The following is a 23,749-nucleotide window of genomic DNA, read 5'->3' as shown; positions in this document are numbered from 1 at the left end:
GTGACCGACCCGCTCGTCCTTCCGGAGCGCGTGCAGTGCGGCATGATGCTCGCGGGCGGCGCGCGCGAGGGCGTGCTCGGGTTCGCGCGCGCGGTCGAGGAGGCGGGCTTCGACGCGCTCTGGGTCGGCGACCACGTCTCGTTCTACATCCCGATCCTCGAGTCGCTCACGCTGCTCTCGTTCGCGGCCGCGGCCACCGAGCGCGTGCGTCTCGCGACGGGCGTCTACCTGCTCCCCCTCCGGCATCCGACGACCACCGCGAAGGTGACGTCGACGCTCGACGTGCTCTCGGGCGGGCGGCTCACGCTCGGCATCGGTGTCGGCGGCGAATTCCCCCCCGAGTTCGAGGCCTGCGGCGTGCCGCTCGCGGAGCGAGGCAGCCGGACGGACGAGGCGATCGACGTCGTCCGGCGCCTGTGGACGCACGACGGCGTCGAGCACCGCGGGCGCCACTACGACTTCGGGCCGGTGTCGCTCGCCCCGAAGCCCGTGCAGCGCAACGGGCCGGCGATCCTCGTCGGCGGGCGGCGCGGGCCGAGCTTCCGCCGCGCCGGTCGGCTCGGCGACGGCTACATCTCGCACATGTGCGACGTCGAGCAGTACGCGGCGAACCTCGCCGAGATCCGCGCGCACGCGCGCGACGCGGGCCGGCGCGAGGCGCCGTTCGAGCCGGCGAGCCTCGTCTTCACGGTGTTCGACGACAGCTACGAGGCCGCGCTCGACCGCGCGGCCGCCCTGCTCCAGCGCATCTACAACGTGCCCTTCCGCGACGCCGCGGCGAAGTACTGCCTGCTCGGCCGCCCCGAGGACTGCCTCGAGCAGATGCAGCGCTACGTGAGCGCGGGCTGCCGGCACATCGTGCTCTCGATGCTGTCCGACCCGCTCGAGGCGATCGAGATCGCGCGCGACGGCATCCTCCCCGAGCTGCACGGCCTCGTCGTTCGTTAGGTCGCTCGGCGCAGGCGCCGGCGCAGGCGGCGGCGCAGGCGGCGCGCGAAGCGGCGCGGCTCGCGCGCCAACGTCTCGCGCGCGAGCGCGAGCGCGCGGCGCTCGAGCGCACGCTCGCGACGCCGCACGCGGCGGTCGATCGACTCCGCGTCGTCGGGCGCGAGCGGCGCGCGCGCGAGCAGCGCGCGGAGATCGTCGAGGTCCTGGCGCTCGCCGAGCCGCGCAGCCAGATCGCGCCAGCCCTCGACGGGCGCACCCGTGCGCATCGCGTCGAGTCCGAGCGCCTCCCACTGGTACAGGAACGCCTTGAGGCGTCGCCGCCAGCGGTGGAAGTCGCGCGCCCTGCCGCTCCGGCGCGCACGCCGCGCCGCGCGCCGGACGCGCCGATAGCTCGCCTCGAGCACGTCGACGACGGCGCGATCGAGCTGGCGCGCGGGCACCGCGCGCGCTGCGACGAGGTCGCGTGCGAGCGCGTCGCGCGCCGCGGCGAGCGCACCGAGGACCTCGCCCCGGGAAGGAGCGACGACACCCGCGCCGCCGCGCGCGAACGCGCCGAGCTCGGCGAGGGGCGCCGAGAGTCGCTGCGGCGCCCGCGCGCCGATGTCGCGCGCGCCCTCGGGAAGGACGTCGCGCGGGCGCGCCCGCGAGCGCGCGCGGTGGATGTCGCGCATCCGCTCGTCCGCGCGGCGCGCGTCGCCGCGCGCTTCCGCCGGCGCGCCGTCGCACGGCGGCTCGCGCGTCGCTGCGGCGCGCTCGGACGCGGGACCGACGAGCGAGCAGAGCGCGTGCAGTCGCTTGTAGGTGAGGCGCACGTCGTGCACGACCTCACCCGCGAGGGGAGCCGAGGCCGTGGCGACCGACTCCGTCGTCTCGTCGACGCACTCCGCCGCGCGCGCGAGCGCGCGCGCGACGAGAGACGGGGCTCCACCGACGGAATCGGCTGCCACGGGCCGGCCCTCCACGCCGCCGCCGCGAGCCTACTTCACCGAGACCGACCGCGGCTTCGCCTCGTCGCGCTTCGGCACCTCGACCGTCAGCACGCCCTCCTGGAAGCTCGCGTGCACGGCTTCGGCGTCGGCGTTCGTCGGCAGCGAGAACGAGCGGGCGAACGATCCGTAGGAGCGCTCGACGTAGCGGCGGTGCTCGTCCTTCTCCTCGCGCTCGCTGCGCTTCTCGCCGCGGATCGTGAGAACGCCCTCGTGGACCTCGACGTTCACGTCCTCCTTGCGGGCGCCCGGGAGCTCGACGGTGACCGTGTACTGCTTCTCGCCCTCGCTCACGTCGACGGCGGGCGCCCAGGACGGCGCGCGTCGCTCGGAGGCGAAGAGCGACTCCCCGAGCGGGCTCCAGCGCGGGAAGAGACTCCAATCGCGGAACGGATCCCACACCGACACGTTCGACTTCGACTCTCGTTCGGCCATGACGGGCCCTCCTCTGATGATCCTCGACGATCGACACCGATCGCGGAGTGCAAGCCCGCGCACCGACGGGGATGCGACGGCGCCGTGCACCGCAGCCTCCGACACCGGACGGTGTGACGGCGTGCGACGGCATGCGCGCGACCGGGGGCGGAGGCGGGGCGCGAGCGAACGCTCAGTGCGCGCCGAGGTCGAGCGGGATGCACGCCATCGCGAGCGCGCACACCGCGAAGCACGCGAGCGCGACGAGGAACGTGTATCCGACGACGTCGCCGAAGCGCAGGCGCGTCACGGCGAGGATGGGAATGGCGAAGAACGGCTGCACGAGGTTGGTCGTCGAGTCGCCGTACGCGTAGGCGAGCAGGACGGTGACGGGCCCGACGCCGAGCTCCTCGCCGGCCGGCAGCAGGAAGGGCGCCTCGATCAGCCACTTCGAGCCGGCCGACGGCACGAAGAGGTTCATGAACCCCGAGTAGACGTAGACCACCATGGGGTACGAGGCGCTCGTCGCGACGGTCGAGAACAGGTGCTCGAGCCAGCCGCCGAGCGCAGTCGACTGCATGAGGCCGAAGATCCCGGCGTAGAAGGGGAACTGGACGATGATGCCCCACGCCGCGTCGACGCCCTCGCGGCACGCGCGCAGGAACGGCTGCGGGCGTCCGTGGAGCACGAGGGCGAGCGCGAGGAACGTCGCGTTGTACGCGTCGATCGTCCAGCTCGACCCGAAGCCGCGCGTCGCGACGGCGTGCACGAGCGGGATCGCGAGCAGTGCGGCGGCGAGCCACACCCAGCCGCGGAACGCGTCGAGCCGGCCCGCCGGCGTGTCGGGAACGGGCTCGAGCGGCGGTGGCGCCGGAAGGATGGCGTCGACCTGCTCCGGCGTCAGCGTGCGCACGTCCGTGCGCGGGTGCAGCAGCGCGACGACGACGAGCGCGACCGCGCCGACGCACGCGATCACCGCCAGGTTGAACGGGTGGAAGAGCGTCTCGGTGACGGGGAACAGACGATCGACGATCGGCGCGCCGCTCCCCGGTGCGACGAGCGGGTTGCCGGGCGTCGCGAGGATGAGCGGCGCCGATCCCGAGAGGCCTCCGTGCCACACGGTGCCGAGGCCGAGGTAGGAGGCCGCGATCGTCACGCGCACGTCCGTCCGCGGATTGCGTCGACACAGGAACGGCACGAAGAGCGCGCACGCCACGAGGCACAGCGCCCAGTTGAGGTAGCCCGTGACGAGCGAGAAGAGACCGGCGAGCACGACGGCCTGCACGGGCCGCTCCGGGTCGGGGAGCGACGCGAGCCGATCGAGCAGCGCGAAGACCGGCCGCGACGTCACGCACGCGTGGGCGGCGACCATCGCGATCGTGAACTGCATCGCGAGCGCGAGCAGCGTCCACGTGCCGCCGCCCCACGCGAGCACGGCCTCGCCGACGCCGACCCCCGCGCCGAGCACGGCGAGCGCGAACGCGAGCGCGGTCAGCGCCATGCAGATGACCCACGCGTCGGGAACCCATCGCTCGGTCGCGCGCGAGAGCGCGGCGCCCGCGCGGCGGAGGAGGTCGAGGGGCGAGGCGACGGCGGGCACGGCGCGCGAGCCTAACACCGTCCGCGCCGCGCGCGGGCCTCAGATGCGATAGCGCGCGGTGCGCCGCGCGGTGAGCGCGAGGCGGGCGCGCATGCGGCCTTCGCTCCGGAAGACCCCGACGAGCAGCGCGCCCGCGACGAAGCCGCCGACGTGCGCCCAGAACGCGACCCCGCCCTCGAACCCGGCGAGCTGCGGGAGGCCGCCGAGCAGCTGGACGAGGAACCAGTAGCCGAGCATCCAGACGGCCGGCACCGCGGCGGTCGTCACGTAGAACCCGAGCACGAGCAGCATGTGGATGCGCGCGCGCGGGAAGAGCCGGATGTAGGCCCCCATCACGCCGCCGATCGCGCCCGAGGCGCCGACCATCGGCACGAGGCTCGCGGGATGGCTCGCGACCTGTGTCACCGCCGCGACGAGCCCGCAGAGCACGTAGAACGCGACGAACCGCACCGGCCCCATCGCATCCTCGACGTTGTCCCCGAAGATCCACAGGAACCACAGGTTGCCGAGGATGTGCGCCCAGCCGCCGTGCATGAACATCGAGGTCACGACCGTCGCCGCGGCGCGACCGTCCGCGACGCACGCGTGCTCGGGGCCGAGCGGCAGCACGGCGCCCGCGCCGACGGTGCCGAGCAGCTCGGCCGGAATCAGGCCGAACGTGCAGATCGACTGCACGAGCGTCGCCTCGCTGCCGAGCCCCTGGAGCGCCGCCCACGTCCACGCGTTGAGCGCGATCAGCGCGATCGTCGCGATGGGGCGGTGCGCGGTCGGGTTCTCGTCGCGAACCGGGAACACGCGACGAGCCGCCTAGCCGCTTCGCGCGATCATGCCGGCGAGCACGATCGCGGCGGTGAGCAGGCCGAGCAGCGCCGACACCGCGGCCGTCCAACCCGCGCGTCGGTGCGCGCGCACGCGGCGCGGGTCGGCGGCCGGGTCGGCCGGGTCGCGCGTGAAGCTGCGCGTCCCCGGGAAGGCGCGCGCGCGCGCGATCGCCACGCCGCCCGCGACCAGCATGAGCAGGACGAACGACTCGTGGATGCGCAGGTTGGCGACGTGCGCCGCGCTCCACGCGGACATGTCCTCCTTGCCGAGCACCGATGACTTCAGCAGATAGGCGACGAGGAAGGCGGCGACGAGCGCGGCCGCCGTCCACATCGAGCGCCGGTGGCGCGCCATCTCGCCGCGCCGCGCCTGTGCGACGCCGCGCGCGACGAACGCGCACAGCACGGCCATGTTGGCGAGGGCGGCGCACCAGAAGGCGAGCTTCGCATCCATCGCGGCGCGGCTCCGGCGCGCTCAGGCGACCGGCGCGTAGCGCCGCCGCACGTCCGCGGCCGGGAGCTTCCCGGCGGCCGCGATCCGCTCGACCATCGCGTCGTCGGCGAGGTCCTCGGCCGTCACGCGGGTCTGCAGCGCGAGCGCATAGCGATAGGACTCGCTCGTCGTGTCGACATAGCGAACGCGCGTCCGCCCGGTGGCAGGGTCGATCAGCTCGTCGAACCGGATCGGCGTGCAGCGGCTGCCCTGGCGCGTCACGAGCACACCGCTCTCGCCCGCGGCGAGCAGCTCGATGGCGCCCACGCCGAGCGTGCGCGTGTACTCGCGATCGAACGCGCACGGCGGCAGGCAGCGCAGCTCGTAGCCGATCTCCTTGGCGTTGACGGTGAGCTTCACGCCGCGGTCTGCGAGCCGCTTCTTCACGAGGTCGGCGATCGTCTTCGCGAGCGGCACGTCGGCGAGCTTGATGTGCCCGTGCTCGTCGCGCGCGACGTCCTTCAGCATCTCGAGGTCGTTCGGATCGAGGCGCTCGGCGATGCCCTCGGCGATCACCGCGCAGCCGTGCTCGAAGCCGAGCGCCTTGCGCTTCACGATCGTGCCCTCGACGAGGTTCGCGACCTGGTCGAGCCGGATCGGATCGTCGGGGAACTCCTCGGCGATCACCGTCAGCGTCGCGCCCGCGGCGGCACCGGTGCCGAAGCTCAGGAAGCCCGCCTGCCGCCCCATCAGCTCGGCGAAGAACCAGCGGTTCATCGTGCGGCCGTCCTCGTGCAGGCCGGCGACGAGGTTCGCCGCGTGCTCGCGCGCGGTCTCGTACCCGAACGTGGGGACGCCGTCGGGGAGCGGCAGGTCGTTGTCGATCGTCTTCGGAACGTGCACGACCTGGATGCGACCGCCGGCCGCGCGGCTCACGGACACGGCCGAGAACGCCGTGTCGTCGCCGCCGATCGTCACGAGCTTCTCGATCCCGAGCGCGTCGAGCGCGGCGACGCACGCCTCGAGGTGCTTCGGATCCTTCGTCGGGTTCGCGCGCGACGTCTTGAGGATCGAGCCCCCGAGCAGGTGGATCGAGACGACCTCCGCGCGCGACAGCTCGCGCGCGTGCGCGGCGATGTCCGCGGGCCCCTTCATCAGGTGCGCGAAGCCTTCGAAGATGCCGACCACCGTCGCGCCGCGCGCCTGCGCGGCGAGCGTGGCGGCGCCGATCACGCCGTTGATGCCCGGCGCCGGGCCGCCGCCCACGAGGATGCCGACTCGTCCCATGCCCGCTCTGCCCTCTCCGCTCATTCGCTCCCCCTCGGCGCGTGGAATGCCCTGGCGCCCGCGCTGCGCGCCACCTCGCCGTGCGACGGCGCGCGCGCCGGCCGCCGCGCCCGCAGCAGGCGCCGCCACGCGTCGGCGCCCTCGGTGCTCGGCGCGTCGCCGCGCGCGCGGATGGCGAGCGCGAGCCGCTGCTCGCGCGCCGCGCGCTCGCGCCGCGCGAGCGCGTCGAGCCCGAGGTCGACGGCGATCTCCTGCGCGAGCGCGCGCAGCTGGCGATCGAGCGACGTTCCGCGCGCCGCGTGCAGCGCGCTCCGCACGGCGCCGTCGCGTCCGAGACGCGCCTCGAGCGCGGGGCGCGCGCGACGAAGCCGCGATAGGCCGGCCAGCCGCCGCGCGCGATCGCGGCCCGGAGCTGCGCGAGCGCGTCGAGGCCCGCCGCGTCGACGCGCGCCGCGCGGTCGACGCCGCAGACGAGGAGGCGCGCGCGCCGGCGGGCGCGTGCGGCCGGCGTCTCGCGCTCGATCCGCTCGAGCCGCTCGACGGCGCGCGCGAGCGACGCGTCGTCCCAGACCGGGAGCGCGATGCGATCGGCCGCGCGCTCGGCGGCGGCGTCGAGCGCATCGAGGCCCGAGCGCGCGTCGACGACGTGGAGCCCGCCCCAGCGCGTGCGGTCGAGGACGCCGCGCAGCGCGTCGGCGTCGCGCGCGACCTCGGCCGCGACGCGCTCGGGCGCCGCCGGAGCGCGCACCGCGTGCACGCCGAACTGCCCGAGCGCGATCGCGCGGTTCAGGCTTCCGAGCGCGACCGCGGCCTCGAGCGATGCGGGCGCGCCGGGCGCGCCCGGCAGGTCGAGCAGCTCGCCGCCCGGCGGACGCCGCGCGAGCGGGACGTACAGCACGCCCACGTCCTCGCGCAGCGCGCGCAGGTAGACGGCGAGGTTGACGGCGAGATGCGCGGCGAAGGGCGCCTGCGGCGGCGCGCTCACGCAGAGGATCGGACCCGCGAGGCGGACGGGCTGCGTCGGGGGGGAGTGCACCGGCGCAGAATACTACGTCCCGCGCGGCGGCGGCAGCGAGCGGTAGCATGCGCGGCGCTGCGCGTGCGAACGGCGGCGCAGTGGAGCGGGTGCGAGCATGCGAGCGATCGGCATCATCCCGGCGCGCTGGGCGTCGTCGCGCTTCCCGGGCAAGCCGCTCGCACCGCTCGCCGGCGTCGCGATGATCGAGCGCACGTGGCGCGGCGCGCGGGCCGCCCGCTCGCTCGAGGCGCTGCTCGTCGCCACGGACGACGAGCGCATCGCGCGCGCGTGCCGCGCCTTCGGCGCCGACGTCGTCATGACGGACGCGCGACACGGGACGGGGACCGACCGGCTCGGAGAGGTCGCGCGCGGGCTCGACGCCGACGTCGTCGTCAACGTCCAGGGCGACGAGCCGCTCGTCGAGGGGCGCGTCGTCGACGCCGCCGTCGATGCGCTCACCGCGGACGCGGGCGCCGCGCTGGCGACGGTGGCGCACGCGCTCGAGGCCGGCGCGGTCGACGACCCGAACCGCGTCAAGGTCTGGGTCGACGCCCGCGGACGCGCGGTGCGCTTCGCGCGCGAATGTGCGGCGCGCCCCGACCCGCGCGCGCCGCGTCTGCGAGACGATCCGGGCGATCCGCGCGTGCTGCAGCACGTCGGGCTCTACGCCTACCGGCGCGACTTCCTGCTCGAGTTCGTCGCGTGGCCGCCGAGCGACGGCGAGCGCGCGCACCGGCTCGAGCAGCTGCGCGCGCTCGAGCGCGGCTGCGCGATCGCGGTCGCGGAGATCGACGGCTGGACGAGCGCACCCGTCGACGTGCCGGGCGACGTCGCGCGCGTCGAGGCCGTGCTCGCCGCGCGCGCGCGCGGCGCGGGACGCGCTCCGCGCGACGCCGAGGAGGACCGCACGACATGACGATCGAGGTCGACGCGCTCACGGTGCGGGAGTGGGGACGACGTTATTCGAACTGGGGGCGCTGGGGCGACGACGACGAGCGCGGCACGCTCAACTTCATCACGCCGGCGCGGCGGCTCGCGGCGCTCGCGCTGCCGCGGCGCGGCATCGCCATCTCGTGCGCGCTGCCCTTCGACGCGGCCGGGCCGCAGAGCGGCTTCGCGGGTCGCCACAACCCCGTCCACCGCATGCTCACGGACGGCGCCGCGGCGCTCGCCGGCGAGCAGGACGCGTTCCCCGGCGGCTTCCGCTACGCGGACGACGCGATCGAGATGCCGCTGCAGTGCGGCACGCAGTGGGACGCGCTCTCGCACGTCTTCTACGACGGCAGGATGTACAACGGGCGGGACATCGCGCTCGTGACGAGCCGCGGCGCGGAGCGCAACGGCATCGAGCGCATGCGCCACGACGTCGTCGCGCGCGGCGTGCTGCTCGACCTGCCCCGCCACCGCGGCGTGCCGTGGCTCGAGGACGGAACGGCCATCCACGCGAGCGAGCTCGACGAGTGCGCGGAGGCGTGCGGCGTCGCCGTCGAGCCCGGCGACGTCGTGCTCGTGCGCACCGGAATGATCACGCGCTGTCTCGAGCAGGCCTCGTGGAAGGGCTACTGCGGCGGGCCGGCGCCCGGCCTCTCCGTCCACTGCGCGCGCTGGCTGTGGGAGCGCGAGATCGCCGCCGTCGCGACCGACACGTGGGGCGTCGAGGTGATCCCGAACGAGACGCCCGACTGCCTGCACCCGCTCCACATGATCGCGCTGCGCGACATGGGGCTCCTGCTCGGCGAGATCTTCCACCTCGACGCGCTCGCCGAGGCGTGCGCGGCGGACGGCGCGTGGGCCTTCCTCTTCGTCGCCGCACCGCTGCCCATCACGGGCGCGGTGGGGTCACCGATCAACCCGCTCGCCATCAAGTAGCGGCGAGGCGGGAGGGGCCGCGTCACCGGTCGCGAGGTCGGGGGCGGGCTCGCGGGCCACGGGCGTCGCACCCTCTCCCTGCGCGGCGGGAACGCGCCGCTCGAGCTCGTCGTCGCGCCAGACGCCGCGGACCTCGCCGCCGTCGGCGAGCACGAGCGTGCCCGCCCCCCAGCGCCGGCCGCCGACCCACGTTCCCGTGAAGCGGACGCCGTCGGGCCAGCGCATCGCGCCCTCGCCGTCGCGCTCGCCGCGCTTCCACGCTCCCTCGTAGACCGACCCGTCGGGCCACGTCATGCGCCCGATGCCCTCGGGCGCGCCGGCCACCCACTCGCCGTCGTAGGTCGGGCCGTCCGGCACCTCGTGGACGCCGCGGCCGTGCGGCAGGTCGAGATGCCAGCCGCCGACATAACGTTCGCCGTTCGGCCAGCGCAGCTCGCCCTCGCCCTCCGCGCGGCCCTCGCTCCACTCGCCCTCGTACACGCGGCCGTCGGGCCACTCCATGCGCCCGTGCCCGCTCGGCTCGCCGCGCGCCCAGTCGCCCTCGTAGCGCGTGCCGTCGGCCTCGACGCGGGTGCCCTGCCCGTGGGCGAGGTCGCGCTCGAACCCGCCCGTGTGCACGCGGCCGTCGGGCGCGCGCAGCTCGCCCTGGCCCCACTTCATGCCGTCGCGGAAGGCGCCGCGGTAGACGCGACCGTCGGCCCACTCGTACTTGCCCTGGCCGTGGTGCCGGCCGTCCTTCCACTCGCCCTCGTAGCGATCGCCCTCGACGCCGGTGAAGACGCCGAAGCCCTCGAGCTCGCCGAAGGCGAGCTCGCCGATGTACTGGTCGCCGTTCGGCCAGCGGTACACGCCGCGACCGTGCTGCTGGCCGCGCACCCACTCGCCCGTGTACAGCGAGCCGTCCTTGCCGGCGAGCGTTCCCTTGCCGTGCGGGACGCCGTCCTCGAGGTCGCCGACATAGCGATCCTCGCCGCCGTCCTCGGGCACCGGCTCGAGCGCGTGCTGCACGGCGGCTTCGAGCTGCTGCGCCACCCACTCGCGCGTCGTCGGGAACGACGCGCATCCCGTCGATCCGACCGCGACGGCGGCCGCGCCGATCGCCGCGATCGCGCGCCATCGCATCGAGCCCGTCCCCGCCATCGCCATCCTCCCGCGCGATCGCACGCGCGCAGGTGGCATCGAACGACACGCGCGCGCCTTGAGGTGCGGCGCGCGCGGCGGGCGCCGTGGTGTGCGATGTCAGCGCAAGCGCTGCGCGGACGGCGGAGCGACGAGGGTGCGGGGGAAGCGCGAGGTGCGGGGGCGGCGAAGGGCCGTGAAGGGCCAGGGGCCGTAGAGGAATGGACGCCGCGCTGCGGGTCGGGCGCGCGCCGCCGGGACGGCGGCGTCGCACGGGCGAGAGACGAAAGACCCCGGGAGCAGGCCTCGAGGACCCCGAAGCGGCTACGGCAACCGCGCTCCCGGGGACGGTGGCGCTGGGAACTCTGCGTCCCTGCGTATCACCGGGATTCGAAGATCGACGATGATGGTTGGCGTCAGGACGCCGCCACCTCACTCGCCGTAGTCCTACGTTTGTCCAACTCGGATTCCTCCTCATCTCGGCATCGCAGTGACGAGCCGCCAGCCCCAGTGCCCGCGGCCGATTCCCGCTCCGAGGTGGGCGCCGTTCCCGCCCCTACGGGTCGCCCCGCGCGGGCTCGGGCCCGTGCGCGGGACTCGGAGGTGAGTGAGACCCCCTGTCGAGCACGGTATCGGAGCGCTCCGGGGCGGTCCATAGGGCCGATCGGCGACGCGCGCACCGCCAGCGGATCGCTCGCGACGGCGTGCCGCGGGACGTAGACTCGCCCGCCCATGTCCGCTGCCCCGACCGAGAAGCCTCCGGACACGACGGCCGTGCTGCTCGTGTCGTGTCCCGATCGCAAGGGGCTCGTCGCGTCGCTCGCGCAGCTGCTCTACGGACACGGCGCCAACATCCTCGACGCCGACCAGCACACGGACGCGCAGGCGCGGATGTTCTTCCAGCGCATCCACTTCGACACGAACGAGCTCCACGTCGACCGGCGCGCGCTCGAGGCCGCGATCGACGAGGTGGCGGGCCGCTTCGACATGGCGTGGCGCCTGCACTTCGCCGCCGAGCGCAAGCGCGTCGCGATCTTCGTGTCGAAGTACGACCACTGCCTGTGGGACCTGCTGCTCCGCCACCGCGCGGGCGAGCTCGACTGCGAGATCCCGCTCGTGGTGAGCAACCATCCCGACCTCGCGCCCGTCGCCGAGCAGTTCGGCATCGAGTACCGCGTCTTCCCGATCGCGAAGGACACGAAGCGCGAGCAGGAGGAGCGCGAGGCGGCCCTGCTCGAGGAGCGCGGCATCGACCTCGTCGTGCTCGCCCGCTACATGCAGGTGCTCTCGGGTGAGTTCATCGCGCGCTTCCCGGCGCGCATCATCAACATCCACCACTCGTTCCTGCCGGCGTTCATGGGCAGCCGGCCGTACCACCGCGCCTACGAACGCGGCGTGAAGCGCATCGGGGCGACCGCGCACTACGCGACGACCGACCTCGACGAGGGACCGATCATCGAACAGGACGTGATCCGCGTGACGCACGCCGACGGCGTGCCCGACCTCGTGCGCAAGGGCCGCGACGTCGAGCGCGCCGTGCTCGCGCGCGCGGTGCGCTGGCACCTCGAGGACCGCATCCTCGTCTGCCACAACCGCTGCATCGTGTTCGCGAAGGAGTAGGTCGGTGAACGCCCGCCTCGCCTTCTTCGCGGTCGCGGCCGCGGCGCTCCTCGTGAGCTGGTGCTCGTCGTTCGTGCTGTGGCGCGCCGCCGAACGCGGCGACGAGGTCGTGACGCTCGACGCGCGCGACATGGGCGCGCTCTCCGTCGTCGCCGTCGGGACCGGCTCCGCGTGGGAGAACCCGACGCGCGGCGGACCGAGCATCGCGGTGGGCGCGGGCGAGGACGTCTGGCTCGTCGACGCCGGCCGCGGGGTCGCGGAGGGCCTGCGGCGCGCGCGCATCCCCGTCGCGCAGCCGTCGGTCGTGTACCTCACGAGCCTGCTGCCCGAGAACACGGTCGGCATCGACGACCTGCTGATGACGGGCTTCCGACAGGGCCGCGCGCAGCCGCTCGCGCTCGTCGGGCCGCCCGGCACCGAGGCGCTCGCGCGCGCCGTCGAGGCCGCGAACGCGCGCGGCGCGCGCGCGCTCGCCGAGGCGCTCGCGCTCGCCCCGGAAGGCGCGCGCATCGAGGCGACCGAGGTCGGCCCCGCGACACCGTTCGATGCCGAGCGCGACGGCGTGCGCATCCGCGCGGGCGCGATCCCGGGCGGCCCGCTCGAGGCGCTCGCGTGGAGCTTCGAGAAGCGCGCGCAGCGCGTCGTCGTGTCGGGCGTCGGGTTCGGCGAGGACGCGCTCGTCGCGTTCGCCGAGGGTGCGAGCCTGCTCGTGCACGAGGCGGTCTACGTGCCGACCGCCGAGGACGCGAAGAACGCCGAGGTCGAGCTCGACATCGCGTCGCTCGATCGCGAGCGCGCGCTCCACACGTCGATCAACGACGTCGGCGCGCTCGCCGCGCGTGCGCGCGTGCGCGCGCTCGCGCTCGTGCGGCTGCGCCCGCCGCCCCTCTACGCGTTCCGCTTCGCGGCGATCGCGGGCCGCACCTTCGACGGCGAGGTCGAGATCCCCGAGGACGGCGACGACCTCTGGCCGTGAGCCCGCGCGCTCAGATCGCGATGCCCTCGCCCTCGTCCCACGGCGCCGCGTCGCGCGCGTCGGGCACGCGCAGGTACCACGGCAGCGCGGGCGCGACCGGCCGATCGTCGGGCGCGCGCGCGCCGGTGAACCGGTCGCGCTGCTCGCGGAAGTAGGGGTCCCACGGCGCGATCTCGATCGCCTCGTCGATCGCGGCGATGGCCGCTCCCGCGTCGCCGCTCGCGAAGCGCACCTCGGCGAGCGTGTCGAGGAAGTCGGGGTTGGCGCGCTCGGTCTCCTCGACGGCGCGCTCGGCGAGCGCGAGCGCGCTCGCGCGCGCGCTCGCGCGGGCGAGCGCGTCGCTCTCGGTCGCCATGCGCCACGCGAGGTCGTTCAGGTCGCCGGCGGTCGCGTCCTCGACCGCGAGCATCCGGTCGGCGTGGCGGGCGAGCGCGCCCGGCCAGCGCAGCACGAGCGGCGCGGCCGCCGCGAAGGCCGCGATGCCCGCCGTCGCGACGGCGAGCGCCGCGGCGCGCAGCGGGCGCGACGACGCGCGGTCGAGGACGCCGCCCGGGCCGACGACACGCCCCGCGAGGTAGCCGCCCGCGAAGCCGCCGAGATGCGCGAACCCCGCCACGACGGGAAGCGCGAACCCGAGCACCGCCTCGAGCGCGAGCACCGGCACGAGCACGCGGCGCGGGATGCGCCACGGCGCCGGCAGGCGCTCCGGAACGGCGAGCTCGAGCGCGAGCGCTGCGCCCGCGAGGCCGAGCACGAGCCCCGAGCCCCCGATCATCCGCTCGTCGACGGCCGCGCTGGCGAACGCGGCGCCGAGGCCCGCGGCGCCGAGCACGACGAGCGTGCGCCGCGGCCCGAGCGGCTGCTCGACGAGCTGCCCGAACAGCAGCAGGAGCGCCGTGTTCACGGCGAGGTGGAGCGGCGCCCACGATGCGAGCGGCCCGAGCGCGAGCCACAGCCGCAGCCACAGCAGCTGGCCCACGGACGACTCGAAGGCCTCGGGCCGCGGGAGGCCCACCTGGTGCAGGAACTGCGCGGTCGCCACGCGCCACCACTCGCCCGCGCGCGCGAGCTCGGCGACGAACATCCCGACCGACTCGACGAAGCCGTCCGAGACCTGCAGCAGGTGCAGCCCGAGCCAGACGAGCGCACACGCGATCGTCAGCCTCGCGCCGTGCGAGCCGCGCAGGCGCCGGTCGTTCTCGCGGAAGAGCGCGACGCGCTCGGCGCCGCCCGGCCGGCGCGCGACGCGCGCCTCGATCGCGCGCGCGAGCGCCGCCGTGTCGGCGCGCGTGTGGCGCCCGCGCGTGACGGCCTCGACGGTGCGCCGGCGCCCGATCCAGATGCCCCGGCGCGCGGGAACCACGTGCGTGATGTCGTCGTACGGGACGTAGTGCGCGCCGACCGCCGTGCGGCGCGTCGAGTGGAACAGACCGTCCTCGGACAGGAGCAGGTAGCCGCCGCGCTGCGTCAGCGGGAAGAGCTGGTCGCCGTCCCGGATGGCGAGCTCGAACGGGAGCGGATCGGTGCGCGACACGGCCGCGCAGCATAGCGGGCGGCCGGAACGAAGCGGGCCGGTGCGCGCTCGCGCACCGGCCCGGCATCCGTGCCTTCCGCGTCGGCGCGGGGCGTCAGTCGCGCGCGGGCACCGCCAGCGACGGGAACACGCGCGTGTACACGAGGAACACGAGCGAGAACGCGCCGAGGAAGCCGAGCGCGATCGCGAGCTGCACGCCGCCGAACCACGCGAAGCCGCCGTCCTTCACGACCGACGGCCAGATCAGCAGGTTGCGCTCGATCCACAGCCCGACGAGGACGACGCACGCCACGCTGCCGAGGATGGCGGGCGTCTTCTTGGGCCGCTGTCCGAGCAGCACCCAGAAGGGCACGATCCAGCAGCAGGCCCACACGATCATCGACGTCCAGCCGTAGGCCTCGTCGAGGCGCGCCCAGCGGAAGTCCCAGCCCGACCACGCGCGCGCCCACGCCAGATCCGTGAAGCCCTTGTCGATCACGAACTGCGGGCCGAGGCGATCGCGGAAGAAGAGCGTCTCCTCGGGCAGGTTGCCGTACCAGATCACGAGGTACTGCGAGAAGAACAGGTACATCCAGAAGATCGAGAAGGCGAAGATCATCTTCCCGATGTCGTGGAGGCGCTTCTCGTTCACCTCGCCCTCGAGCCCCGGCGCGTTGCGGTGCAGGATCGCGATCAGCGCGATCGCCGACACCGCGGACAGGATGCCGCCCCAGCTCACGAACGCTCCGAAGAGGTTCGAGTACCAGGTCTGCTCCATCGACATCACCTGGTCGAACACGACCAGGCTGTAGCCGAGCGCGAAGACGAGGCAGATGATCGGCGCGAGGAAGCGCTTGCGCGCTTCGGCCGCCTCGCGCTCCTCGGCGTCGCCCCGCCAGCCCGACGTGAAGCTCTCGGCCATCGACTTCGCGATCCCGGTGGCGGTCGACGCCGCGTTGCCGAGCGTCGGCCGCACGGAAGCGCGCAGGAAGGCGAGCGAGAGCACGGTCATGGCGAGCAGGATGCCGAAGTCCGTCCACCACACGCGCGTCGGGTTGAGCCACACGTCCTTGCCGTGGACGGCGCCCTCGCGCTGCCACTCGAACAGGTAGTCGCCCGCACCGCCGCCCCACGCGACGAGGAACAGCACGAACGTCACGGGCACCCAGGCGCCGAGCGCCTCGGAGATGCGGCGCAGCGGCCCCGGCCACTTCGCGCCGACGATCGTGAAGATGCACGACAGGATGACGCCCGCCTGCGCGAGCAGCGCGAAGTAGATGAAGTTCGCGTGGAACGCGAGCCACGCGGTCTGCGGATCGTTCTTCAGCCCGTACACGAAGGCCGCGACGCCGAGCGCCGCGAGTGCGGCGCAGATGGCCGTCAACGGCTGCGGAAGGGCACGCGGATTCGCCTTCTCGGCGACGACGCTCGGGGAACTCACGGCCGACCTCCGTTCAGCTCGCGCACGTAGTTCACGACGTTCCAGCGATCCTCGGGCCCGATGCGCCGGTAGCTCGGCATGCGGCCGCGGCCGAGCGAGATCGTCGTGTAGATGTGTCCGTCGGTGAGGCCCCGGGCGACGCTCGTCGCGCCGCCGATGGGGAGCACGAGGCCGAGCGGGCCGGTGCCGAAGGGCGGCCCGGCGACCGGGCCGTTGCCCGCGCCCTGCGGCCCGTGGCAGGCGGCGCAGTAGCGGCCGAAGAGCACCTTGCCGCGCTCGAGCGAGGCGAGCGACGGCGCGACGGGGTTGGCGATCGCCTCCTGGTCCGCGAGCGCCATGGCCGCGAGGTCGGGCACGCCGGCGCCGCCGACGGGAACCGTGCCGTCGGGCGGCGTGAACCCCTGCAGCTGTCCCGCGTGGTCGACGCGCTCGAACGCCTGCACGGCGGCCTGCCGCTTCATCTGCGGGAACCACTTGCCGCCGTCGATCTGCTCCCAGCAGCCGACGCTCGACGCGGCGAGCAGCGCCAGCGCGACACCGAGCCTACGCATCGACAAGGCTCACCTCCTTCGCGGAGTTCGACCGCAGGAGCGCATCCACCTCGGCGACGTCGCGATCCTTGCACGTCACGACCACGCCGAACTCCTCGCCCGAGAAGCGCGCGCTGTAGGCCGGGTCGAGGTGGAAGCGCGGGTAGAGCTTCCCGACCACGAGCAGGCCGACGAGCGTGAGCAGACCGCCGAAGAGGATCGTCAGCTCGAAGCCGATGATCACGTACGGCGGGATCGAGGCGAACGGCTTGCCCGCGATCTTCACGGGCCAGTCGAGCGACATCCAGATCTGGATGAAGAAGCCCGTGACGACGCCCGCGAGCCCGCCGATCAGCGTGAACGCGCGCACCGCACTCGGCTTCGGATCGACGGCGTCGTCGATCTCCTCGAACGGGGCCGGCGAGTAGGTCTCGATCTGGTCGAAACCGCGGCCCTTGAGCTTCGTCACCGCCGCAACGACGTCCTGCGGCCGGTCGAAGACGCTGACGAGCATGGGCATCAGTGCGCCTCCCCGTGCGCCCGCTCGTGGATCGCGAGTTCCTTGACCTCGGAGATCGCCACGATGGGGAAGAACTTGATGAAGAGCAGGAAGAACATCGAGAACCAGCAGAAGCTGCCCACGAGGATGGAGAGCTCGGCCGGCGCCGGGATGTACACGCCCCACGCCGCGGGCACGAAGTCGCGCGACAGCGAGGTGATGATGATGACGTACCGCTCGAACCACATGCCGATGTTGATCAGCACGGACAGGACGAACAGCGTCGGCACGTGCGTGCGCACCTTCTTGAACCAGAGCACCTGCGGCGCGATGCAGTTGCAGAAGATCATGATCCAGGTCGAGATCCAGAAGGGCCCGAAGGCGCGCATCCAGAAGCTCGTCTGCTCGAACTCGACCGCGCTGTACCAGGCGATGAAGTACTCGATCCCGTAGGCGTACCCGACGATCCACGACGTGAACAGCAGGAAGCGCGACATGTTCTCGAAGTGGTAGTTCGTGATGTAGGCCTCGAGGCCGAAGATCCGGCGCACCGGGATCATGACCGTGAGCACCATCGCGAAGCCGCCGAAGATGGCGCCGGCGACGAAGTACGGCGCGAAGATCGTCGCGTGCCAGCCGGGGATGATCGACATGGCGAAGTCCCAGGACACGACCGAGTGCACCGACAGCACGAGCGGCGTCGCGAGGCCGGACAGGTGCAGCACCGTGCGGTTGTGCGCCTTCCACTGGCCCGACGTGCCCTGCCAGCCGAGCGACAGCACGCCGTAGATGGCGCGCTTCAGGCCGGTCGAGCGGTCGCGCGCGACGGCGATGTCGGGGATCAGGCCGACGAAGAAGAAGACGATCGAGATGGTCATGTACGTGTTCACCGCGAACACGTCCCAGAGCAGCGGGCTCTTGAAGTTCACCCACAGGCCGCGCTGGTTCGGATACGGGATGAGGAAGTAGAACTTCCAGAGCCGCCCGATGTGGATGAGCGGGAAGAGCGCGGCGGTGAGCACCGCGAAGACCGTCATCGCCTCGGCGCCGCGGTTGATGGCGTTGCGCCACTTCGCGCGGAACAGGAAGAGGATCGCCGAGATCAGCGTTCCCGCGTGACCGATGCCGATCCAGAACACGAACGTGATGATGTAGACGCCCCAGAAGATGGGCGCCTGGTAGCCGGCGACGCCGAGCCCGACGTACGTCTGGTAGCCGAGCGTGAACACCGCCTGCCCCACGCCGAGGACGGCGAGCAGCAGCAGCACGCCCCACTGCCAGCTGACGTAGCGGGTGGGTGCGAGGATGTCGCGATTGATCTTCGAGTCCTGCGCCGCCGGGGCGGCGTGGCTCATCGTCGCGACGGCCGTCGCGGGAGGCGGAGGCGTCATGCGTGGGACTCCTCGGAATCGCGCGTCACCTGCGCGAGGTAGGTGATGCCGGGCCGGGTGTTGAGCACGTGGAGCGAGTGGTAGGCGCGCTTGTCCGCCTGCTTCGCCTTCGCGTTGACGGCGGCCTTCGCGTCGCGCGTGTTGCCGAACGTGATCGCGCCGGTCGGGCACGACTGCTGGCACGCGGTGACGACGTCGCCGTCCTGCAGGATCTGGCCGGCGTCCTTGCGCGGCTGCTTCGCGAGGTGGATGCGCTGCACGCAGAACGTGCACTTCTCCATCACGCCCTGCTGCCGCACGGTGACGTCGGGGTTCAGCATGAGCGAGAGGAGACCGGGCCAGTTGTCGTTGCCGTAGTCGAAGTAGTTGAACCGCCGGACCTTGTAGACGCAGTTGTTCGCGCAGTAGCGCGTCCCCACGCAGCGGTTGTAGATCATGCCGTTCAGGCCGTCGGGCGAGTGGTACGTCGCGATCACCGGACACACCGACTCGCACGGCGCCGCACCGCAGTGCTGGCAGAGCATCGGCGCGTGGCGGACGTCGGTGCGACCGAGCTCCTCGCGGTCGGGCACCGGCCGGCGCTCCTCGCCGCCCTCGCGGTCGCCGTCGCCGACGTAGCGCTCGATGCGGATCCACGTCATCTCGCGGTGCTTGAGCGCGTTGGCCTCGCCCACGATCGCGACGTTGTTCTCGACGTAGCAGGCGGCGATGCACGCGCTGCAGCCGGTGCAGCGATCGTTGTCGATCGTCATGCCCCAGCGGTACGGCTCGTCCGGGTGCGCGTCCTGGCCGCGGTCGTACGGCACGAGGAGCTCGTGGTGTCCGCCGTGGTGGTCGTCGTGACCGGCGAGCGCCGCGAGCGAGACCGTCGGCGCGAGGCCGCGTCCGCGCTGGTTGTCCGTCCACTGCGAGAGCGCGATGCGCTGGAAGGCGCCCGTCCGGCGCAGCGACGCCTTCGTCGCGAGCCACGCGCGCCCGCCCTTCTCGTCCGTCGCCGCGGGCAGCACCGCGATGACGCTCGCACCGCGCGCGACGCCGGGCTGGCCGTCGCCGGCGAGCGACGCGTAGTGACCGACCGTGTGCCCCTGCCCGACCGCGATCGCGACGACGTCGTCGCGCACGCCGCCGCGCGGATAGACCGGCAGCTCGATCGCGCCCGCGTCGGTCGTCACCTCGACGATGTCGCCGAACTTCAGGCCGAGCGACGTCGCCGTCGCCTTGCTCACCTCGGCCCACGAGCGCCACGAGAGCTTCGTGACCGGGTCCGGGATCTCCTGCATCCACGGCAGCGCGGCGCCCGAGCCGTCGCCGATCGTCGAGTGCGGGTAGGCGACGAGCGTGTACTCGCCGCGGCCCGAGAGCGTCGACGGCGCCGACACCGCGGCCGCCGCCGAAGGCTGGACGGTCGCACCGCCCGCGTCGGAGGCGCCGAAGCGCCCGCCGCGCGCGAGCGCCTGGCGGAGACTCGCCGCCCCGCCCCAGGCCGCCTCGAGGATCGAGCGCGTGTCGCCCGCCGGCACGTCCGCGCCGAGCGCGCGACCGAGCGCGAGGAACACGTCGCCGATCGCCTTCGTGTCCTGCAGCGGGCGCACCGTCGGCTGCACGAGCGAGCGCACGCCCGCGCGCGGTGCGGCGTCGCCCCACGACTCGAGCGGCGTGTGATCGGGCAGCACGAGGTGCGCGGCCTGCGACGTCTCGTCCGCGAGCGGCGCGAGCGACACGACCGTTCCGACCTTGGCGAGGGCCTGCGCGAAGCCGCTGCTCGCGGGCAGCGAGTAGAGCGGGTTCGCGTCGTGCACGACGAGCACGGCGACGTGGCCGGCGCTCATCGCGTCGACGAGCCGCTGCACCTCGGCGTAGCTCGCGTTCGGCGCGGGATCGGGCTGCGCGGGAATGCGCACGCGCGAGCCGACCGCGCCCACGACGGCGTTGAGCAGCAGCACGGCCGCGTTCGCGGCGACCGCGTTGGTGCCGCTCGCAGCGGGCCCGGGCGGCATGGCGACGGCCGCGCCCGCGCTCGCGAGATCCGCGGCCAGCGTCTCGAGCGCGTGCGCGTCGACGTCGGCGGCCGTGGCGACGGCCGAGAGCGACGGCGCCTTCGCGAGCGCGGCGTCGAGCGCCGCGTCCATCACGCCGCGGCGGCTCGCGACGGCCTTCGCGAGCGCGAGCGCGAGCGCACCCTCGCTGCCGGCCGACGCCGGGATCCAGCGCTCCGCGTTGCTCGCGGTGAGCGTGAGGCGAGGCCCGATCGCGACCAGCTTCGCGCCGCCGTCGGGGTGCTTCGCGATGTCGCGCGCCTCGGCGAGCTGCGCGGCGTGCTCGACGGGCGACGATCCGGTGCCGAGGAAGTCCGAGCCGAAGTCGAGGACGAGGTCGGCGCTCGAGAGGTCGAAGAGCGGCGTCGCCGCGATGCCGAACACCTGCTCCGTCGCGCCGCGGAGCGCGGTGCCGTCGAAGGTCGAGTAGACGACGCGACCGCCGAGGCCCGCGCCGGCGACGACGGCGTCGACGATCCCGTCGATCGTCGGGCCGCGCGACGCGCCGAGCACCCACGTGCGGCCGGGCGCGGCCTTCACGGCCTCGGCGAGCTTCGCCTCGGCCTCGCTCCACGACGTCGGCGCGAGCGCGTCGCCGCTGCGCGCCATCGGGCCGGCGTAGCGATCGGGATGATAGGTGCGGCCGATGCCCGCCTGGCCGCGCGCGCAGAGCCTGCCCTGGTTGATCGGGTGCTCGGGATTGCCCTCGAGCTTGATCGGCCGCCCCTCGCGCGTGCGCACGTGCAGGCCGCACGCCGCCGCGCACTCGCGGCAGGTGGACGCGTAGAACGTCGGGATCCCGGGCGTCACCGTCTCCGGTTGCACGACGTACGGGACGAGGTCCTCGATGGGATCGGAGCAACCCGCCGCGGCGGCGGTGCCGGCTCCGAGTCCGACGAGCTTCAGGAAATCGCGACGATCGAGTTCGGGCATACGCTGCGTCCGTCCTGGGTCGTGGGGTTCGTGCGCGCGTGCGCGGGCCGCGGCCTAGTAGTGGCAGGCGAGGCAGTCCTGCGTCGCCTGCTGGTTGTTGTCGCGATGGCACTGGATGCACCAGCCCATCTCGAGCTTCTGCGTGGGCAGCCCGTAGAACCACCACTTCGTGTCGGGCACGAGGTGCATCTTGTCGATCTCCTCGACCGGCCCGTGGCACTTCTGGCACGCGACGCCCGCCTGCACGTGGCGGTTGTGCCGGAACTTCACGTGCTCGGGGAGGCGGTGGATCTGCTTCCAGACGACGGGCGTCTTCTCCTCCCAGTGCTGCTTCAGGATGCGGATGCCCTCGAGCTCGTCGTACTCCTTCGGGAACTGCGCGTGGCAGCCCATGCAGACCTCGACCGAGGGCATGCCCGCCGCGCGCGAGCGGTCCGTCGCGGAGTGGCAGTACTGGCAGTCGATCTGGAACTGGCCCGCGTGGTGCTTGTGGCTGAACGGGATCGGCTGCATGGGGCCATCGGCGCGCTCGTCCCACGTCGCGTCGTGCGACTCGCACGCGGAGAGCGACGGCCACGGCTTGTTGAACTCGGCCGGGATCTCGATCTGGATGCGCGGGTCCTCGGCCTTCGCCGCCTTGAGCCGCTGCGCGTCGCAGACGCTGGTGGCGACGTGCACGGGCCCCTTCGCCGGAGCGGCCGCCTCGTCGCCGTGCTCGCTGCCGGCCGAGCTCCCGACGCCCGGTGCGAGCACGAGGGCCGCCGCGAGCGACGTCGCGGCGAGGACGACGGCGGAGCGACGCCCCGCGAGCCCGCCCTGGCGCGGAGCGATCTCCGACCCCGGCCGGGCGACGCCCGACCTCTCAAGCCACCGGTCGATTCGTTGATTCATGCGCACGCTCGTGGGCCCCTCTCTCCGGGGTCGTCATGTGCCGAGGCCCCGCGCTCCGGCTCTCTCGCGCTCGCGAGCGCCGCGATCGCGTGCCCCGCCCGACTCACTCTCGACGCTCGCGGGCGCCGGCCCGGCGCCGCGACCTCGCGCTGTGTCCTTGGAAGGTCGCTCGAAGGCGGGGCCATCCGGGCGCGCGCGACGCGGCGCGCGCACCCATCCGACCTTCCTGCCCTCGAGGCTCGCATCCCGGCACGAACGACGAGCTCGATGCTCCGCGCACGACGAGCACTCGCGTCCCGTCGCAGATCCGCCGCCACGAGACCGGTCGAGCGCGAACCTGGGCACCGGGTCGGCCATGCGGAGGCCCGAGAACGGACGTCGATGCCCGGCGAAACGCGCTCTTCACGGTCTGTTGGCTGCGGCGGGGCGGTTTCTAGAACGAGGCCCCGCCGCCGTCAAGGAGATTCGGGGCTTGCGCGCGGAGCTGCGACGCATCCGATCGTTGCAGCGCGTCGCCGCGCGCGCGTGCGCCTCCGCCGAAGCACGCAGGCGCGCACCCTGCGAAGCCCGGTGTCGGCGCACCGACACGAACGGCGTTAGGCGCGCGCGCGCAGCCGCACCGCGACGCCCGACAGCGCGTAGCCCGCAGCCGCCAGCAGCACGACCAGCGGCCCGGGCGGAATCGACACGCCGAAGCGCTCGGCGAGGCCGTACGAGAGGAAGAGCCCGCCCGTCGTGCACGCCGCGCAGATCGCGACCGCGAGCACCATCATGGGCCGCAGGCCGTCCGCGAAGCGGCGCGCCGTGGCGGCCGGGATCGTGAGCAGGCCGATCGCGAGCACCGCGCCGACCACGCGGATCAAGGTCACGATCGCGAGCGCCGCGAGCGCGAGCAGCGCGAGGAAGAGCGGCTCGGTGGGCACGCCGGTCGCCTCGGCGAACTCCTCGTCGAAGCAGACGGCCTCGAAGTAGGGATGGAAGAGCACGACCGCGCCGAGGATCGCGACGTCGAGCCCGGCGACCACGGCGACGTAGCTCCAGGGCGCGAAGAGCAGGCTCCCGAACAGGTAGCTCATGAGGTCCGGCGCATAGCCGGGCGCGAGCGCGACGAACACGACGCCGAGCGCCATGCCGACCGACCACACCATCGTGATCAGCGCGTCGAGCCCCGAGCGCATGCGACGCTCGGCGAAGCCGACGACGAGCGCGGCCACGAGCGCGAACCCCGCCGCCCCCGCCATCGGCGCGACGCCCACGAGGTAGCCGAGGCCGACGCCGCCGAACGCCGCGTGCGCGAGCCCCCCGGAGAGCGACGCGATGCGCCGGGCCACCACGTAGGCGCCGATCACGCCGCACGCGACGCTCGCGAGCAGCCCGGCCACGAGCACGCGCTGGAAGAACGGGAGGGCGAGCGCCTCGGCCAC

21 protein-coding genes are annotated in these 23,749 nt (G+C 73.7%); 5 read left to right on the top strand and 16 right to left on the bottom strand.

The features are described from left to right. On the top strand, positions 1-948 hold the full coding sequence (locus R3E88_06295) for an LLM class flavin-dependent oxidoreductase (protein MEZ4216071.1): 948 nt from the start codon (positions 1-3) through the stop codon (positions 946-948). Here the strand turns inward: R3E88_06295 and R3E88_06290 are convergent. The 7 genes from R3E88_06290 to R3E88_06260 all read right to left on the bottom strand — a co-directional run bounded on the left by R3E88_06290 (position 945) and on the right by R3E88_06260 (position 6,806). Next, positions 945-1,895, bottom strand: a complete 951-nt coding sequence (locus tag R3E88_06290) for a CHAD domain-containing protein (protein ID MEZ4216070.1) — start codon at positions 1,893-1,895, stop codon at positions 945-947. The genes R3E88_06295 and R3E88_06290 overlap by 4 nt on opposite strands. Before the next feature lie 30 nt (positions 1,896-1,925). Next, positions 1,926-2,369, bottom strand: coding sequence for an Hsp20/alpha crystallin family protein (locus R3E88_06285; GenBank protein MEZ4216069.1), 444 nt, complete (start codon positions 2,367-2,369; stop codon positions 1,926-1,928). Between the two features lie 172 nt (positions 2,370-2,541). Further along, positions 2,542-3,948 (bottom strand): TIGR00366 family protein, encoded by a 1,407-nt coding sequence (locus tag R3E88_06280; GenBank protein MEZ4216068.1) that lies wholly within the window; start codon positions 3,946-3,948, stop codon positions 2,542-2,544. 39 nt (positions 3,949-3,987) lie between these two features. Then, complete coding sequence (locus tag R3E88_06275) at positions 3,988-4,743, bottom strand: rhomboid family intramembrane serine protease (protein ID MEZ4216067.1); 756 nt, start codon at positions 4,741-4,743, stop codon at positions 3,988-3,990. Between the two features lie 12 nt (positions 4,744-4,755). Further along, positions 4,756-5,223 (bottom strand): DUF420 domain-containing protein, encoded by a 468-nt coding sequence (locus tag R3E88_06270; GenBank protein MEZ4216066.1) that lies wholly within the window; start codon positions 5,221-5,223, stop codon positions 4,756-4,758. Positions 5,224-5,244: 21 nt separating this feature from the next. Further along, on the bottom strand, positions 5,245-6,489 hold the full coding sequence (locus tag R3E88_06265) for a 6-phosphofructokinase (GenBank protein ID MEZ4216065.1): 1,245 nt from the start codon (positions 6,487-6,489) through the stop codon (positions 5,245-5,247). A 20-nt stretch (positions 6,490-6,509) separates the two neighbouring features. Then, positions 6,510-6,806, bottom strand: a complete 297-nt coding sequence (locus R3E88_06260) for a hypothetical protein (GenBank protein ID MEZ4216064.1) — start codon at positions 6,804-6,806, stop codon at positions 6,510-6,512. A gap of 816 nt (positions 6,807-7,622) precedes the next feature. Here R3E88_06260 and kdsB point away from each other — a divergent pair. Together kdsB and R3E88_06250 are read left to right on the top strand one after the other, a co-directional pair. Then, positions 7,623-8,423 (top strand): 3-deoxy-manno-octulosonate cytidylyltransferase, encoded by an 801-nt coding sequence (gene kdsB, locus R3E88_06255; GenBank protein MEZ4216063.1) that lies wholly within the window; start codon positions 7,623-7,625, stop codon positions 8,421-8,423. Next, positions 8,420-9,376, top strand: a complete 957-nt coding sequence (locus R3E88_06250) for a cyclase family protein (protein ID MEZ4216062.1) — start codon at positions 8,420-8,422, stop codon at positions 9,374-9,376. The genes kdsB and R3E88_06250 overlap by 4 nt, the downstream gene beginning before the upstream one ends. On the opposite strand, the gene R3E88_06245 is transcribed toward R3E88_06250, so the two are convergent. After that, on the bottom strand, positions 9,347-10,516 hold the full coding sequence (locus tag R3E88_06245) for a hypothetical protein (protein MEZ4216061.1): 1,170 nt from the start codon (positions 10,514-10,516) through the stop codon (positions 9,347-9,349). The two genes, R3E88_06250 and R3E88_06245, sit on opposite strands and share 30 nt — an antisense overlap. A 711-nt stretch (positions 10,517-11,227) precedes the next feature. On the opposite strand from R3E88_06245, the gene purU reads away from it, so the two are divergent. Both purU and R3E88_06235 read left to right on the top strand, forming a co-directional pair. Further along, positions 11,228-12,115, top strand: a complete 888-nt coding sequence (gene purU / locus R3E88_06240; protein ID MEZ4216060.1) for a formyltetrahydrofolate deformylase — start codon at positions 11,228-11,230, stop codon at positions 12,113-12,115. Positions 12,116-12,119: 4 nt separating this feature from the next. Next, the gene (locus tag R3E88_06235; GenBank protein ID MEZ4216059.1) at positions 12,120-13,091 is read left to right on the top strand and encodes a hypothetical protein; all 972 of its coding nucleotides are present in this window, start codon (positions 12,120-12,122) and stop codon (positions 13,089-13,091) included. A 10-nt stretch (positions 13,092-13,101) separates the two neighbouring features. On the opposite strand, the gene R3E88_06230 is transcribed toward R3E88_06235, so the two are convergent. From R3E88_06230 to R3E88_06195, 8 genes are all read right to left on the bottom strand, one after another. Continuing rightward, positions 13,102-14,625 (bottom strand): rhomboid family intramembrane serine protease, encoded by a 1,524-nt coding sequence (locus R3E88_06230; GenBank protein MEZ4216058.1) that lies wholly within the window; start codon positions 14,623-14,625, stop codon positions 13,102-13,104. A 94-nt stretch (positions 14,626-14,719) separates the two neighbouring features. Continuing rightward, on the bottom strand, positions 14,720-16,045 hold the full coding sequence (locus R3E88_06225; protein MEZ4216057.1) for a hypothetical protein: 1,326 nt from the start codon (positions 16,043-16,045) through the stop codon (positions 14,720-14,722). Further along, positions 16,042-16,596 (bottom strand): cytochrome c, encoded by a 555-nt coding sequence (locus R3E88_06220; GenBank protein MEZ4216056.1) that lies wholly within the window; start codon positions 16,594-16,596, stop codon positions 16,042-16,044. Before R3E88_06220 ends, R3E88_06225 begins: the two co-directional genes overlap by 4 nt. Continuing rightward, positions 16,589-17,095, bottom strand: coding sequence for a DUF3341 domain-containing protein (locus tag R3E88_06215; GenBank protein MEZ4216055.1), 507 nt, complete (start codon positions 17,093-17,095; stop codon positions 16,589-16,591). The genes R3E88_06220 and R3E88_06215 overlap by 8 nt, the downstream gene beginning before the upstream one ends. Continuing rightward, positions 17,095-18,465, bottom strand: coding sequence for an NrfD/PsrC family molybdoenzyme membrane anchor subunit (gene nrfD / locus R3E88_06210; GenBank protein ID MEZ4216054.1), 1,371 nt, complete (start codon positions 18,463-18,465; stop codon positions 17,095-17,097). Before nrfD ends, R3E88_06215 begins: the two co-directional genes overlap by 1 nt. Further along, positions 18,462-21,434 (bottom strand): 4Fe-4S dicluster domain-containing protein, encoded by a 2,973-nt coding sequence (locus tag R3E88_06205; GenBank protein MEZ4216053.1) that lies wholly within the window; start codon positions 21,432-21,434, stop codon positions 18,462-18,464. Before R3E88_06205 ends, nrfD begins: the two co-directional genes overlap by 4 nt. A 54-nt stretch (positions 21,435-21,488) precedes the next feature. After that, positions 21,489-22,325: a cytochrome c3 family protein gene (locus R3E88_06200; GenBank protein ID MEZ4216052.1), complete on the bottom strand. Its 837-nt coding sequence runs from the start codon at positions 22,323-22,325 to the stop codon at positions 21,489-21,491. 596 nt (positions 22,326-22,921) lie between these two features. After that, positions 22,922-23,749, bottom strand: coding sequence for a metal ABC transporter permease (locus R3E88_06195; GenBank protein MEZ4216051.1), 828 nt, complete (start codon positions 23,747-23,749; stop codon positions 22,922-22,924).

Source organism: Myxococcota bacterium, assembly GCA_041389495.1.
Taxonomy (GTDB): domain Bacteria; phylum Myxococcota_A; class UBA9160; order UBA9160; family UBA4427; genus JAWKRT01.
The sequence above is the reverse complement of the archived record's forward strand: the minus strand, read 5'-3'. Positions and strand labels throughout refer to the sequence as shown.

Bases quoted from the DNA above. Each gene is read 5' to 3' on its own strand.
- R3E88_06250 (MEZ4216062.1), top strand. From the start codon at position 8,420: ATGACGATCGAGGTCGACGCGCTCACGGTGCGGGAGTGGGGACGACGT.
- R3E88_06205 (MEZ4216053.1), bottom strand. From the start codon at position 21,434: ATGCCCGAACTCGATCGTCGCGATTTCCTGAAGCTCGTCGGACTCGGA.
- R3E88_06220 (MEZ4216056.1), bottom strand. From the start codon at position 16,596: ATGCGTAGGCTCGGTGTCGCGCTGGCGCTGCTCGCCGCGTCGAGCGTC.
- R3E88_06245 (MEZ4216061.1), bottom strand. From the start codon at position 10,516: ATGGCGGGGACGGGCTCGATGCGATGGCGCGCGATCGCGGCGATCGGC.
- R3E88_06215 (MEZ4216055.1), bottom strand. From the start codon at position 17,095: ATGCCCATGCTCGTCAGCGTCTTCGACCGGCCGCAGGACGTCGTTGCG.
- purU (MEZ4216060.1), top strand. From the start codon at position 11,228: ATGTCCGCTGCCCCGACCGAGAAGCCTCCGGACACGACGGCCGTGCTG.
- R3E88_06285 (MEZ4216069.1), bottom strand. From the start codon at position 2,369: ATGGCCGAACGAGAGTCGAAGTCGAACGTGTCGGTGTGGGATCCGTTC.
- R3E88_06265 (MEZ4216065.1), bottom strand. From the start codon at position 6,489: ATGGGACGAGTCGGCATCCTCGTGGGCGGCGGCCCGGCGCCGGGCATC.
- R3E88_06270 (MEZ4216066.1), bottom strand. From the start codon at position 5,223: ATGGATGCGAAGCTCGCCTTCTGGTGCGCCGCCCTCGCCAACATGGCC.
- kdsB (MEZ4216063.1), top strand. From the start codon at position 7,623: ATGCGAGCGATCGGCATCATCCCGGCGCGCTGGGCGTCGTCGCGCTTC.
- R3E88_06200 (MEZ4216052.1), bottom strand. From the start codon at position 22,325: ATGAATCAACGAATCGACCGGTGGCTTGAGAGGTCGGGCGTCGCCCGG.
- nrfD (MEZ4216054.1), bottom strand. From the start codon at position 18,465: ATGACGCCTCCGCCTCCCGCGACGGCCGTCGCGACGATGAGCCACGCC.